Source organism: Bradyrhizobium sp., from assembly GCF_016462955.1.
Taxonomy (GTDB): domain Bacteria; phylum Pseudomonadota; class Alphaproteobacteria; order Rhizobiales; family Xanthobacteraceae; genus Bradyrhizobium.
The window spans coordinates 2,210-14,790 of sequence record NZ_JAEMSD010000133.1 but is presented as its reverse complement, the minus strand read 5'-3'; the positions used below and the strand labels follow the sequence as shown (position 1 = coordinate 14,790).

Annotated in this window: 14 protein-coding genes and 1 pseudogene; 8 read left to right on the top strand and 7 right to left on the bottom strand. The window is 64.7% G+C overall.

Going from position 1 to position 12,581, the window contains the following annotated elements; all coding sequences use genetic code 11:
* The 4 genes and pseudogenes from JHD07_RS15960 to hslV form a co-directional block, all read right to left on the bottom strand.
* Positions 1–200, bottom strand: a pseudogene (locus JHD07_RS15960) (HslU--HslV peptidase ATPase subunit); the annotation flags it as partial.
* Between the two features lie 49 nt (positions 201–249).
* Entirely contained in the window at positions 250–888 is a 639-nt protein-coding gene (locus tag JHD07_RS15955; protein ID WP_291623827.1) for a DUF2585 domain-containing protein, read from the bottom strand.
* Positions 885–1,367: a GNAT family N-acetyltransferase gene (locus tag JHD07_RS15950; RefSeq protein WP_291623826.1), complete on the bottom strand. Its 483-nt coding sequence runs from the start codon at positions 1,365–1,367 to the stop codon at positions 885–887. Before JHD07_RS15950 ends, JHD07_RS15955 begins: the two co-directional genes overlap by 4 nt.
* A gap of 174 nt (positions 1,368–1,541) precedes the next feature.
* Positions 1,542–2,102, bottom strand: coding sequence for an ATP-dependent protease subunit HslV (gene hslV, locus JHD07_RS15945; protein WP_291623825.1), 561 nt, complete (start codon positions 2,100–2,102; stop codon positions 1,542–1,544).
* A 204-nt stretch (positions 2,103–2,306) separates the two neighbouring features.
* Between hslV and hisB the strand changes: the two genes are divergently transcribed.
* The 8 genes from hisB (at position 2,307) to JHD07_RS15905 (ending at position 9,512) form a co-directional block, all read left to right on the top strand.
* On the top strand, positions 2,307–2,900 hold the full coding sequence (gene hisB, locus JHD07_RS15940) for an imidazoleglycerol-phosphate dehydratase HisB (protein WP_291623824.1): 594 nt from the start codon (positions 2,307–2,309) through the stop codon (positions 2,898–2,900).
* Between the two features lie 65 nt (positions 2,901–2,965).
* Positions 2,966–3,496 (top strand): DUF2628 domain-containing protein, encoded by a 531-nt coding sequence (locus JHD07_RS15935; RefSeq protein WP_291623823.1) that lies wholly within the window; start codon positions 2,966–2,968, stop codon positions 3,494–3,496.
* A complete protein-coding gene (hisH, locus tag JHD07_RS15930; protein ID WP_291623822.1) occupies positions 3,493–4,143 on the top strand; it encodes an imidazole glycerol phosphate synthase subunit HisH in 651 nt (216 codons plus the stop codon). The genes JHD07_RS15935 and hisH overlap by 4 nt, the downstream gene beginning before the upstream one ends.
* On the top strand, positions 4,131–4,874 hold the full coding sequence (gene hisA, locus JHD07_RS15925) for a 1-(5-phosphoribosyl)-5-[(5-phosphoribosylamino)methylideneamino]imidazole-4-carboxamide isomerase (protein WP_291623821.1): 744 nt from the start codon (positions 4,131–4,133) through the stop codon (positions 4,872–4,874). Before hisH ends, hisA begins: the two co-directional genes overlap by 13 nt.
* Positions 4,875–4,884: 10 nt before the next feature.
* On the top strand, positions 4,885–5,658 hold the full coding sequence (gene hisF / locus JHD07_RS15920; protein ID WP_061023640.1) for an imidazole glycerol phosphate synthase subunit HisF: 774 nt from the start codon (positions 4,885–4,887) through the stop codon (positions 5,656–5,658).
* An 88-nt stretch (positions 5,659–5,746) separates the two neighbouring features.
* Positions 5,747–6,073: a phosphoribosyl-ATP diphosphatase gene (locus JHD07_RS15915; protein ID WP_291623815.1), complete on the top strand. Its 327-nt coding sequence runs from the start codon at positions 5,747–5,749 to the stop codon at positions 6,071–6,073.
* Between the two features lie 21 nt (positions 6,074–6,094).
* Positions 6,095–7,051 carry a type I pantothenate kinase gene (gene coaA / locus JHD07_RS15910; protein WP_291623813.1) on the top strand — a complete coding sequence of 319 codons (957 nt, stop codon included), beginning with the start codon at positions 6,095–6,097 and terminating at the stop codon, positions 7,049–7,051.
* 490 nt (positions 7,052–7,541) lie between these two features.
* A complete protein-coding gene (locus tag JHD07_RS15905; RefSeq protein ID WP_291623811.1) occupies positions 7,542–9,512 on the top strand; it encodes a PAS domain-containing sensor histidine kinase in 1,971 nt (656 codons plus the stop codon).
* Positions 9,513–9,529: 17 nt separating this feature from the next.
* Here JHD07_RS15905 and JHD07_RS15900 read toward each other — a convergent pair whose 3' ends face one another.
* From JHD07_RS15900 to JHD07_RS15890, 3 genes are all read right to left on the bottom strand, one after another.
* Complete coding sequence (locus JHD07_RS15900; protein WP_291623809.1) at positions 9,530–10,588, bottom strand: AI-2E family transporter; 1,059 nt, start codon at positions 10,586–10,588, stop codon at positions 9,530–9,532.
* 160 nt (positions 10,589–10,748) lie between these two features.
* A complete protein-coding gene (locus tag JHD07_RS15895) occupies positions 10,749–11,378 on the bottom strand; it encodes a histidine phosphatase family protein (protein WP_291623807.1) in 630 nt (209 codons plus the stop codon).
* A gap of 86 nt (positions 11,379–11,464) precedes the next feature.
* A partial coding sequence (locus tag JHD07_RS15890; protein WP_291623805.1) for a response regulator occupies positions 11,465–12,581 on the bottom strand: 1,117 nt, incomplete at its 5' end.

Below are 12,581 nucleotides of genomic sequence, written 5' to 3'. Positions count from 1 at the left end.
GCGATCTCGGTCTTGCCGACGCCGGTCGGGCCGATCATCAGGATGTTCTTCGGCAGCACCTCCTCGCGAAGTGAGCCTTCGAGCTGCTGCCGGCGCCAGCGGTTGCGCAGCGCGATCGAGACGGCGCGCTTGGCGTCGGCCTGGCCAACGATGAAACGGTCGAGTTCAGAAACGATTTCGCGGGGCGAGAAGTCTGTCATGTCTGCTTAGCTAGGGCGGGAGGCGGCCAAGGACAAGCCGCATTTTGGGTCAGATGATCGGCGGGCCGGATTGCCATTGCTTCACGGCTTCGATCGGATGGATCAGCATCAGGACATTGAGCGTCAGATTGTCGCGAATGTGAAGCGCCAGCACGATCTCGAAGGCAAGCCCAAGCAGGACCGTCGCGCCGACGGGCAGGGCGCGTGCGGCCAGGAACCCCAGGATCATGGCCAGATTGTCAGAGACCGAATTGACGATGCTGTCGCCGTAATAGTCCAGCGAGATCGTGCCGGCGCGGTAGCGCTCGATGATGAAGGGCGAATTCTCGACGATCTCCCAGGCGCCCTCGATCAGCATGGCGACGATCAGCCGCGCCGGCCAAGATAAACTTGGAAGAGAGAGACGCAGGAACGGCAGACGCGCAAACAGCAGCCAGGTCAGGCCGTAGAACAGGAAGCCGTGCAGGATGTGCGAGAAGGTGTACCAGTCCGCGATATGCTGGGAATTTTCCGAGCTGTTCACGACGCCGTGCCAGAGCTTGATGGTGCCGCAGGTGCAGATCGGCACGCGTCCCATCCCGAACAGAATCGCGGCCTGGAGGGCCAGCAGCAGCAGCGCGATCCCGGCCCAGCCGAGCGGCGAAAATGCGGTGGTGGATTTGGCGGCGGGAGTTGCGGCGAGCGTCATGGCTCTCGGATCATCAGGAGTGCGGGACCATCCGGCGTGACGATCTCGTGCTGCGGCACGAATCCAGCTTTCTCATAGGCACGAATCGCGCGTGGATTGGCAGGACTTGGGTCTATCACGATGCGCGGCACACCGCGCGCGAAGAGCTGGTCGATGAAGGCACGGATGAAAGCGGAGCCGTGCCCGCATCCGAGCATGTCGGCCTCGCCGATGAACTGATCGAGACCGCGGGTGCCCACGGGCTGCGGACCGAAGCTGAGGTGCCAATCGCCGATTTGGTAGCACTGCAGATAAGCCAAGGGCCGATCGTTGTGGCTGACGATGAACTGCGCGAGGTCAGGATGATCGAGGTCGCCGCCGACGAATTCGAGCGTCTCCGGATCGTGCCACCATTCGGCGACATGCGGCGCCGCCAGCCAGAGCCGGATCAGCGGCATGTCGGCCGGGGTCATCGGGCGGAAGGTGTAGCTTTGGGCCATCTATCGACCGCGGCGGCGCTGCGCTCCCTCGCCCGCTTGCGGGAGAGGATGCCTCCTCAACGGGACAATCCCCCAGAGGGGAAAGCCCTCACCCGCGCATTCGGCGCGACCTCTCCCGCGAGCGGGAGAGGTGACTGCCAGTCCGGAGCCACGTTGTTGAGTCACAGATCCGTCCTACCCCGCCGCCAGGCTCTCGATCGTCAGATTCCGGTTGGTGTAGACGCAGATGTCGGCGGCGATGTCGAGGGAGCGGCGGACGATGGCCTCCGCATCCTTGTCGGTGTCGAGCAGGGCCCGCGCCGCCGCCAGCGCATAATTGCCGCCGGAGCCGATCGCCATGACGCCGGCCTCGGGCTCGAGCACGTCGCCGGTGCCGGTCAGCACCAGGGAGACGTCCTTGTCGGCCACGATCATCATGGCCTCCAGCCGCCGCAGGTAACGGTCGGTGCGCCAGTCCTTGGCGAGCTCCACCGCGGCCCGGGTCAGCTGCCCCGGATACTGTTCGAGCTTGGACTCCAGCCGCTCGAACAGCGTGAAGGCGTCGGCGGTGGCACCGGCAAAGCCGCCGATGACGTCGCCCTTGCCGAGCTTGCGGACCTTCTTGGCGTTGGACTTGATCACGGTCTGGCCGATGGAGACCTGGCCGTCGCCGCCAACCACCACCTTGCCCCCCTTGCGGACGGTCAAGATCGTCGTGCCGTGCCAGCCCGGTGAGCTGTTCTGGGTCGCTTGCATGAATGATCCTCGTGGTCCGGCCTGATTTAGGGGGTCAGGGCCTAGGGGACAACCTGGGTACAACGGCCCGTTCCGGGCCGAATTTCGCTCACCATAGGCAGAAGTGGAGGTCCGGCCGGCCGTTCCCGCAGTAGCGAAGGTGTCATTTGGCTGTTAAGAGACTGGCGTTTTCGGCTCCCAAGCTAGAATGGAAACCGCACTTCAATGCGCACCGCGACGATCAAGCGCAAGACCAAGGAAACCGACATCGAGGTCTCCGTGAACCTCGATGGCACCGGCGTGGCCAATATCGCGACCGGCATCGGCTTTTTCGACCATATGCTCGATCTCCTCGCCCGCCATGCCCGCATCGACCTCACGGTCAAGGCGGTGGGCGACCTGCACATTGATCATCACCATACCACCGAAGACACAGGCATCGCGCTCGGCCAGGCGGTCAGGCAGGCGCTCGGCAACATGGCGGGCATCACCCGCTATGCCGGCGTGCACATGCCCATGGACGAGACGCTGACACGCGTGGTCATCGACATTTCGGGACGCCCGTTCCTGGTGTTCAAGGCCGACTTTCCCCGCGACAAGATCGGCGAGTTCGACACCGAGCTGGTGCGCGAGTGGTTCCAGGCCTTCGCCATCAACGCCGGCGTGACTCTCCACGTCGAGACCCTATATGGCGATAACAGCCACCATATCGCCGAGTCCTGCTTCAAGGGCCTGGCGCGGGCGCTGCGGACGGCGGTCGCGATCGATCCGAAGGCGGCGGGCGAGATCCCGTCCACCAAGGGCTCGCTCGGCGGCTGACATCTCCGTCGGTCGACGAAACGCGGCCGACGGCATCACTGAATTCTTCAGAACGGGGCATCACCATGCCTGTCTACACAGTTCATGCTCCCTCTCATGGCGGAGCCGATTTGCGCGCGACCGACAGGTTCGTGTTCGTGCGTGACGGTTTTCATTTCTGGGCGATGATCTTCGGCCCATTCTGGCTGCTGTGGAACCGGCTGTGGCTGGCGCTGCTTGCGTGGGTCGTCTTCCTCGTTGCGTTCAACGTCGGCCTGTCCGCGCTCGGCGTCGGTCGCGGTTCGATCTTTTTCGCGGACCTGATCGTCGCGTTCTTGTTGGGCCTGGAGGGATCGACCCTGCGGCGCTGGACGCTGTCGCGCGGCAAGTGGCGCCAGCTCGACGTCGTGATTGCCGACGATCAGGACACCGCCGAAAGCCGCTTCTTCGAGCGCTGGAGCCAGAAGCAGCACGGCATCGTCAACGACCAATGGGCGGTCGACCGCGGCGGCCCGCCGCCGACCCGCACCACGCCGGGTCAGCAGTTTTCGAACCCGCCGCCCATTCCGGCCGGCGGCATCATCGGGTTGTTTCCAGAACCGGGAGGGTCAAGATGAGCGTCGCCATCATCGATTACGGTTCCGGCAATCTGCATTCGGCCGCGAAAGCCTTCGAACGCGCCGCGCGCAGCCTGGAAGCTCCGCAAAAGGTCTTCGTCACCAGCGATCCCGATCGGGCTTACGAGGCTGACCGCCTGGTGTTGCCCGGCGTCGGCGCATTCGCCGACTGCCGGCGCGGGCTCGACGCCGTCAACGGCATGGTCGAGGCGATCACCGAAGCGGTGCGGGTCAAGGCGCGCCCCTTCTTCGGCATCTGCGTCGGCATGCAGCTGATGGCGAGCCGCGGCAAGGAGCATGTCATCACCGAAGGGCTGAACTGGATCGGCGGCGACGTCGAGAAGATCACGCCGCGCGACGAGAGCCTGAAGATCCCGCACATGGGCTGGAATACGCTGGACCTGCTGCAGGAGCATCCGGTGCTGAACAAGCTGCCGCTCGGCCCCAAAGGCCAGCACGCTTATTTCGTGCACTCCTACCACCTCAACGCCGCCAACGAGGCGGACGTGCTCGCGCGCGCCGATTACGGCGGTCCCGTCACCGCGATCGTCGGCAAGGACACCGCCATCGGCACGCAATTCCACCCCGAGAAGAGCCAGCGCTTTGGCCTGGCCCTGATCTCGAACTTTTTACGATGGAAACCGTGATTCTCTTTCCCGCGATCGACCTCAAGAACGGCCAGTGCGTGCGCCTCGAGCAAGGCGACATGGCGCGCGCGACCGTGTTCAACCTCGATCCGGCCGCGCAGGCGCAGAGCTTCGTCGAGCAGGGCTTCGAGTATCTCCACGTCGTCGATCTCGACGGCGCCTTCGCCGGCAAGCCGGTGAATGCGCACGCCGTCGAGGCCATGCTGAAGACGATCAGAATCCCGGTGCAGCTCGGCGGCGGCATTCGCGATCTCGCGACCGTCGAAGCCTGGCTCGACAAGGGCATCACCCGCGTCATCATCGGCACCGCGGCGGTGCGCGATCCGGAGCTGGTGAAGGCCGCCGCAAAGACGTTCCCCGGCCGCGTCGCGGTCGGGCTCGACGCCCGCGACGGCAAGGTCGCTGTCGAAGGCTGGGCCGAGACCTCGCAAGTCACGGTGCTGGAGATCGCAAAGCGGTTCGAGGATGCCGGCGTTGCCGCCATCATCTTCACCGACATCGCGCGCGACGGCCTGCTCAAGGGCCTGAACCTCGATGCGACCATCGCGCTGGCGGATAGCATCTCCATTCCCGTGATCGCCTCCGGCGGCCTCGCCTCGATCGAGGACGTCAAGGCGATGCTGACGCCGCGCGCGAAAAAGCTCGCCGGCGCGATCGCAGGCCGCGCGCTCTATGACGGCCGGCTCGATCCCGCCGCCGCGCTCAAGCTGATCCGCAATGCGCGCGCCTAGGAGCTGATGCATGTTCAAGGTGCGCGTGATCCCCTGCCTCGACGTCAAGGACGGCCGCGTCGTCAAGGGCGTCAACTTCGTCGATCTCAGGGATGCCGGCGACCCCGTCGAAGCCGCGATCGCCTATGACGCGGCCGGCGCCGACGAACTCACCTTCCTCGACATCACCGCGACCCATGAAAACCGCGGCATCATGCTGGACGTGGTCCGGCGCACGGCGGAAGCCTGCTTCATGCCGGTGACCGTCGGCGGCGGCGTGCGGGAGGTCAACGACATCAAGACGCTGCTGCGCGCCGGCGCCGACAAGGTCTCGATCAACAGCGCCGCCGTGGCGCGCCGCGAATTCGTCAAGGAAGCTGCCGAAAAATTTGGCGAACAATGCGTGGTGGTCGCGATCGACGCCAAACGCGTCAAGCGCCCCGGCGGCGACCGCTGGGAGATCTTCACCCATGGCGGCCGCAACTCGACCGGCATCGACGCCATCGAATATGCCCAGGAAGTGGTCTCGCTCGGCGCCGGTGAAATCCTGCTGACCTCGATGGACCGCGACGGCACCAGGCAGGGGTTCGACATTCCGCTGACCCGGGCGATCGCCGACAGCATTCCCGTCCCGGTGATCGCCTCGGGCGGCGTCGGCAATCTCGACCATCTCGTGGACGGCATCCGCGATGGGCACGCCACCGCGGTGCTGGCAGCCTCGATCTTCCATTTCGGGGAATTCACCATCCGTGAAGCCAAGGAGCACATGGCCCGGCGCGGGCTGCCGATGCGCCTGGATGCTTAACGACTCTGGCTCGCAACGATGTTAGATTGACCGACGGGATGGCCATCATGGCCAAATCTGTTGCCGAGCGTATCTCCGAGTAAGTCCGATGCCGCGTTTCACGATCCATGATCTGGCCGAGACCATCGACGCCCGCGCGGCGGCCGGCGGCGAAGCCTCCTATACCCGCAAGCTCCTCGACAAGGGGGCCGAGCATTGCGCCAAGAAGTTCGGCGAGGAAGCAGTCGAAACCGTAATCGCTGCAGTCGAAAACGATCGCGCGCATCTGATCGCCGAAAGTGCCGATCTGCTCTATCATTTCCTTGTGCTGCTGAAGGCGCGCGACATAAAGCTGGAAGAGGTCGAGGCCGCGCTGGGCCAGCGAACCTCGATGTCGGGGCTGGAAGAAAAGGCGTCGCGCAAGGGCGGCAACTAGCCGGAATGGAGAGGTCGCGTCATGGATATCCGCGCACCGGAGCAGCAGTATAATCCCTACCGCGTCTATACGCGCGAGCAGTGGGCGCGGCTGCGCGACGATACGCCGATGACGCTGGAGCCGGGCGAGTTCGACCGGCTGCGCTCGCTGCACGACCGCCTCGATCTCCAGGAAGTCGAGGACATCTATCTTCCGCTGTCGCGCCTTTTGTCGATCTATGTCGATGCGATGCAGCGCCTGTATTACGCCGAGCGCCAGTTTCTCAACATCCGCGACCGCAAGGTGCCCTACATCATCGGCGTTGCCGGCTCCGTCGCGGTCGGCAAGTCCACCACCGCCCGCGTGCTCCAGGCGCTGCTGGCGCGCTGGTCGCCGCGCCCGAAGGTCGAGCTGATCACCACCGACGGATTTCTCTATCCCAACGCGGTGCTCGAGCGGCACGGCATCATGCAGAAGAAGGGTTTTCCGGAGAGCTACGACCTGCCCCTGTTGCTCAGCTTCCTCTCCGACATCAAGGCCGGCCGCCGCCACGTGCGCGCGCCGGTCTATTCGCATCTGACCTACGACATCGTGCCGAACCAATGGGCCGAGATCGACCAGCCCGACATACTGATCGTCGAGGGCGTCAACGTGCTGCAAACCGGCAAGCTGCCGCGCGACGGCAAGGCGGTGCCGGTCGTCTCCGACTTCTTCGATTTCTCGGTCTATATCGACGCCGACGAGGTGGCGCTGCGGCGATGGTACATCAAGCGCTTCCTGGCGCTGCGCGACACCGCTTTCACCGATCCGAAATCCTATTTCAACCGCTACGCCTTGCTCTCGGACGAGGAAGCCACCGCCACTGCGATCGCGATCTGGGAGCGCACCAACCTCGCCAATCTCGAGGACAACATCCTGCCGACCCGCCCGCGGGCGACGCTGATCCTGAAAAAGGGCGCCGACCATACGGTGGAGAGCGTGGCGCTCAGGCGGCTGTGATGGCGTGGGTAGCGGCAAATAGCGAGCTGAGTATCTTTTGATGCAGACTAACTGAGGGTATTGGGTTATGGCCTTCGAACACCGCGAGGGGCCATGGTTGATCGTCTCAGAAGCGCTGCCGAACAGCTCGAAGCGCCAATATGCACGGACTGCCACATTGAGATGAAGTGGTATCGCTCGGAGCTGCTTGCAGACGAGCCGGTCCCGGTCATCGCACATCTTTTCGCCTGCCCGCATTGCAAGCGCGTCGCTCAGACCGAGACGATCTTCCGGGGGGCCGAAGGCCCGCCGGGCCGACTTTCGGCCCCCCGTTTCAGCGCTCACGCCGCATAGCTGTCCCAGCACCAGAAGGTCTCGCGCCGGCGCGAATGGCTGTCCAGTGCAGCGGAGTGTGTGCCACAGGCGAGGTGCAATCGCAGCATTGACTGGAACCGGTATCCTGCCCGTCCGTTGAGCAAACCCGTCGCCTCGCTGCAGCCCGAGGATCCACATGAGTCAAACGCCGCTTGACCAGCTCGATGACGGTCGCCGTTTCGAGCTCCTGGTCAACGCGATCGTGGACTACGCGATCTTCATGCTTGATACCGACGGCACCGTGCGGAGCTGGAATGCGGGGGCCGAGCGTCTCAAGGGCTATGCCGCGCGAGACATCATCGGCAGGTCGTTCTCGGTGTTCTACACGCCCGAGGATCGCGCAGCGGACCTGCCTGCGAAGGCGCTGGCGACGGCGGGCGAGACCGGGCGCTTCAATTCCGAGGGCTGGCGCGTGCGCAAGGACGGCAGCCGGTTCTGGGCGCTCGTCGTCCTCGACGCCATCAAGGACGAGCAGGGCCGCCTGATCGGCTTTGCCAAGGTGACGCGGGACATCACCGAGCGGCAGCAGGCGCACCTGGAGCTGCTCGAGAGCGAGCAGCGGTACCGCCGGCTGATCGAGGCCGTGATCGATTATGCCATCTTCCAGCTCGATCCCGAGGGCAACGTCGCCTCCTGGAACCCCGGGGCCCAGCGCATCAAGGGCTATGCACCGCAGGACATCATCGGCCGGCACTTCAGCCAATTTTACACGTCGGAAGACATCGCAAGCGGAGTTCCCAAGCGGGCGCTGGCGGAGGCTCGCGAGCACGGCCGCTTCGAGGCGGAAGGCTGGCGCTTGCGCAAGGACGGAACGCGCTTCTGGGCGTCCGTCATCATCGATCGAATCGTCGGCGAGGCCGGCGAGATCATCGGATTTGCCAAGGTCACGCGCGATCTCACCGAGCGCAAGCGCGCCCAGGACGAGCTGAAGCAGGTCCAGGAGCAGCTGGTGGCGTCCCAGAAGCTGGAGGCCGTCGGCCAGCTCAGTGGCGGCATCGCGCACGACTTCAACAACCTGCTCATGATCGTGCTTGGCAATATCGAGACCGCGGAGCGCAATGCCCGTCAGCTCGCCGGAACAGCCAACCTCCAGCGCGCTCTGAGCCATGCCAAGCGAGGCGCCCAGCGCGCGGCGGCGCTCACCAGCCGCCTTCTCGCCTTCTCGCGCCGGCAGGCGCTCGATCCCAAGCCGATCAACGTCAACAACTTCCTCAGCAATGTGCAGGACTTCCTGCAGCGTACGCTCGGCGAGCGCATCGAGGTCGAGACCGTCGGCAGCGCGGGACTCTGGCAGATCGAAGCGGATGCCAACCATCTGGAATCCGCCATCATCAATCTCGCGATCAATGCGCGCGACGCCATGCCCGATGGCGGCAAGCTCACGGTGGAGGCCGTGAATGTCTCGGCTGACGATGATTACAGCCGCGTCAATCCCGAGCTGTCGCCCGGCCAGTACGTTGCGGTTTGTGTGACCGACACCGGAAGCGGAATGTCGAGCGAGGTGCTCGATCACGCCTTCGAGCCCTTCTTCACGACCAAGGAGCCGGGCCACGGGACCGGGCTCGGTCTCAGCCAGGTCTATGGCTTCGTCAAGCAATCCGGCGGCCATGTGAAGATCTACAGCGAGGTCGGCCACGGCACGAGCATCAAGATGTATTTCCCGCGCTACCTCGGCACGCCGCAGGCGTCCGTCAACGAACCTGAGGACGTGCTGCCCGAAGGCGAGAAGATCGAAACCATCCTCGTGGTCGAGGACGATTCCGATCTCCGGACCTATGTATGCGAGGTCCTGCGCGAGCTGAACTATCGCATCCTGGCTTCACCGAGCGCCCAGGGCGCCTTGACCATCCTCCTCCAGGAAGAACCGAAAGTGGATCTGCTCCTGACCGATGTCGTGATGCCCGGGATCAACGGTCGTGAGCTCGGCAGGCGGGCGCAGCAGATACGGCCGGGGCTGAAGGTTCTCTACATGACTGGATATTCCAGGAACGCCGTCGTTCACCAGGGCCGCCTGGACGAAGGCGTGGATATTCTCGAGAAGCCGGTCTCACAGGCGAAACTGGCGCTTCGCGTGCGTGAGATCCTGGATCGGCCGGTCAAGGAATGAAGCTTACTCGATGAAGCCTACTTGCGGGCCTCCTGTCGCGCCTTCGAGCTGATGAAGATGTGCCACACCGTCAGAAACATCGCGGCAACGAGCGGGCCGATGACGAAACCGTTCGCTCCGAAACTCGCAAGGCCGCCCAAGGTGGCAAGCAGCACGACATAGCTCGGCATCTGGATCGACTGGCCGACCAGAATCGGGCGGAGGAAATTGTCCGCAAGGCCGATCACGAAAGTGCCGAAAGCGAGCAGAATGAGGCCCTTCGTCACTGCACCTGACACGAGCAGATAGAGCGCGACCGGAACCCAGACCAGGGCCGAGCCGAGCACGGGCAGCAGCGAGACCAGCGCCATGAGCGCGCCCGCCAGCAGCGGAGCGGTCAAGCCGAGCAGCCAGAAGATGAGCCCGCCGAGCGCGCCCTGGATCAAGGCGACGAGAACGATGCCCTTAATCGTCCCGCGAACGGCGAGCGTGAACGCGTCGAGAATCTCGGCGGTGTGGCTCGGCCGCAGGGGGAGTGCGTCGCGAATGCGCGCGGTGAGCTCGTCGCCATCACGCAGCAGGAAGAACAGCAGGTACAGCATTACGAGCAAGCTTGCGGCGAATTCCAGCGTCACCTGGCCGATGTTGAGCGCATGCCCGGCCAGCTGCTGGCCGGCCGGGACCACCAGGCTCGACAGGCGTTCCCTCAGCGACGACAAATCGATGCCGGCCAGGCGATCCGCGAGCGAGCCAGCCCACGCGGGCAGCGCGGATTTCAGCTGCTGCAGGGGATGAGCAAAACTGATCTCTCCGCTCTGAATGCGTTGATAAAGCTCCCCTCCCTGGTCGATGAGCGAAGCGATGACGATCGCCACGGGGATCAGGACCATGACGATCACCACGAGGACGGTGACGAAGGCGGCGAGGTTCTGCCTTCCCGGGAAAGTGTCCAGGACGCGTCGATAGAATGGGGCGAAGATGATGGCCAGTAGCGTGGCCCACAACACTGCGCCGGAGAACGGCCAGAGCACCCACCCGAACGCAATCGAGATCACGACCAGCACGATGAGGAATGAACGGTCCTCTGATGTTCTCACGTGTTCCCCAGCCTTTCAGTCGCTTGTCAGCGTAGGTCCGTAGCACAACATCGTGACCGAGCGGAAAGCCGTGGCGGCCAATCGCCTCACCCCGCCACGCCAAGCCGGCGCCCGAAAACGCCACTTGCGGCTTACCTCACGCTCGCGACACGGGTTGGACTCACCTGCCTGCCTTTGCGTTCCAATCCGCAAGCTTGATGCGGCCTGCGAAGGTGGCCGGGCCGGATCCGCTGGCCTTGTAGACGAAGGCTTCGCCCTCCTGCACGTCGCCGGCTTCCTTGCCGAAGGCATCGGCGATGTTGGTCTTGTGGGTGACCAGGAGCGTGTTGGTGCCGGTCGCCGGCGGTGTATCGACGAGCTGGCGCACGGCCTGCCCGGCCTTGGCATTGGCGCCGGTTGGGTTTGCCATTCCGGATGCGCTGGCGTTGCTGCTGTCGGTCAACGCATCGACCGGCTTGACCTCGCGGCCGGAGATCAGCTTGCCCGCCTCGACCGCGCGATTCAGCCGGCTGGTGTAGATATCGCCGACAGGAATCGCGAGGTCCTTGATGGCTGCTCCGATCTGGCGCGCCATGTCCCTGCCCTTTTCGCTGAGCTGACGCTGGGCGCTCATGTCGTCGAACTTGAACGGGTAGACGTCCTTCTGGCTGTCGTCGGTCGCGGTGTGCCGGAAGATCAGGACATAGCCGCCCTGCTTGAGGGACGAGATCAACTCGGGTGCATCGGCGGCGGCCGGTCGGGAGATGCCAGCGAGAAGAACGATGAGTGCGAAGCGGCAAAGCAGGTTCATGCGGAAAAATCCTCTGTTGCAAAATGCCCCCTCGAGGATGGTGACGCGCCGCGCGCTCGATTTCAATTAGGGATTGTCGGTCGAGATCAGGTTCCCGTCATATTCGGGACCGCCAGCGGCTTGGACGCGGCCAGCCCCGCTAGCGCCTCCTCGAGCTTCTCGCGGTCGAGCGGCTTGATCAGAAATCCGTTCATGCCCGCTTCGAAGCAGGCATAGCGATCCTCCATCAGCGTGTTGGCGGTGAGCGCCAGGATGGGTGTGTGACCGCCCAAGGCTGCTTCATGCGCGCGAATGCGTTTCGTCGCCTCGATGCCGTCGAGCTGCGGCATCTGGATGTCCATCAGCACGAGATCGTAGGGCGTGCCGGCGGATGTAGCGGCGAGCCAGGATTCCAGCGCGGCCTCGCCATGGACTGCGATGACGACGCGGTGGCCGAGCTTCGTCAGCAGCGAGCGCATCAGCAGGGCGTTGATCTCGTTGTCCTCGGCGACGAGGATCGAGAGGCCCTTCGCCGATGCCGGGTCGGCGGACTCGGCCGGCGGCTCCGGCGCGAGTTCGGGCGAGGCAACCTCCGGCGTCAGCGCAAGGCGCGCGGCGAGCGAGGCGGCGCGCAGCGGCTTCACCAGAAAGCCGGTGAACGCCGGCGAGAGCTTCTCGTGGCGCGAGCTCGACGTCAGCAGCACGAGGCGCTGCAAGGCATGCGCGCGGGCCGCCTCACCGAGACGATCGGCGATGGCGGGGCCGACCGCACGATCGATCAACACGGCGTGCCACGAGCGCTCCGGCAGCAGTGCTTCGGCGACGGCAGCGTCGGCAACCACGCAAATCTGGCCGCCCCAGCGCTCCAGCCGCCGGGCGATGAGCGAGGCCTCGATGCCGTCGGCGACCAGAAGCATCGACTTGCCGGTGAGGTCGACGCCCGGAAAAGCCGTCTGTCCGGCGCTCGCTTGCGAGGGCGGAAGCGGCACCGCGACCTCGAAGGTCGAGCCCTTACCCGGCTCGCTCTGGAGCGTGATCCGGCCGCCCATGCGCTTGACGATCCGATCGCTGATGGCAAGGCCGAGCCCGGTGCCGCCATAGGTGCGGGCGATGCGCGCGTCGGCCTGCTCGAACTCGCGGAAGATGCGCTGCTGGGCGTCGGACGCGATGCCGATGCCGGTATCGCGAATCAGGAAGCTGATCTCGTTCGGCCAGATCCCAGGC

Bases quoted from the DNA above. Each gene is read 5' to 3' on its own strand.
- hisA (WP_291623821.1), top strand. From the start codon at position 4,131: ATGGAAACCGTGATTCTCTTTCCCGCGATCGACCTCAAGAACGGCCAG.
- JHD07_RS15915 (WP_291623815.1), top strand. From the start codon at position 5,747: ATGCCGCGTTTCACGATCCATGATCTGGCCGAGACCATCGACGCCCGC.
- hslV (WP_291623825.1), bottom strand. From the start codon at position 2,102: ATGCAAGCGACCCAGAACAGCTCACCGGGCTGGCACGGCACGACGATC.
- JHD07_RS15905 (WP_291623811.1), top strand. From the start codon at position 7,542: ATGAGTCAAACGCCGCTTGACCAGCTCGATGACGGTCGCCGTTTCGAG.
- hisF (WP_061023640.1), top strand. From the start codon at position 4,885: ATGTTCAAGGTGCGCGTGATCCCCTGCCTCGACGTCAAGGACGGCCGC.
- JHD07_RS15895 (WP_291623807.1), bottom strand. From the start codon at position 11,378: ATGAACCTGCTTTGCCGCTTCGCACTCATCGTTCTTCTCGCTGGCATC.
- JHD07_RS15950 (WP_291623826.1), bottom strand. From the start codon at position 1,367: ATGGCCCAAAGCTACACCTTCCGCCCGATGACCCCGGCCGACATGCCG.
- coaA (WP_291623813.1), top strand. From the start codon at position 6,095: ATGGATATCCGCGCACCGGAGCAGCAGTATAATCCCTACCGCGTCTAT.
- hisH (WP_291623822.1), top strand. From the start codon at position 3,493: ATGAGCGTCGCCATCATCGATTACGGTTCCGGCAATCTGCATTCGGCC.
- JHD07_RS15955 (WP_291623827.1), bottom strand. From the start codon at position 888: ATGACGCTCGCCGCAACTCCCGCCGCCAAATCCACCACCGCATTTTCG.
- JHD07_RS15935 (WP_291623823.1), top strand. From the start codon at position 2,966: ATGCCTGTCTACACAGTTCATGCTCCCTCTCATGGCGGAGCCGATTTG.
- hisB (WP_291623824.1), top strand. From the start codon at position 2,307: ATGCGCACCGCGACGATCAAGCGCAAGACCAAGGAAACCGACATCGAG.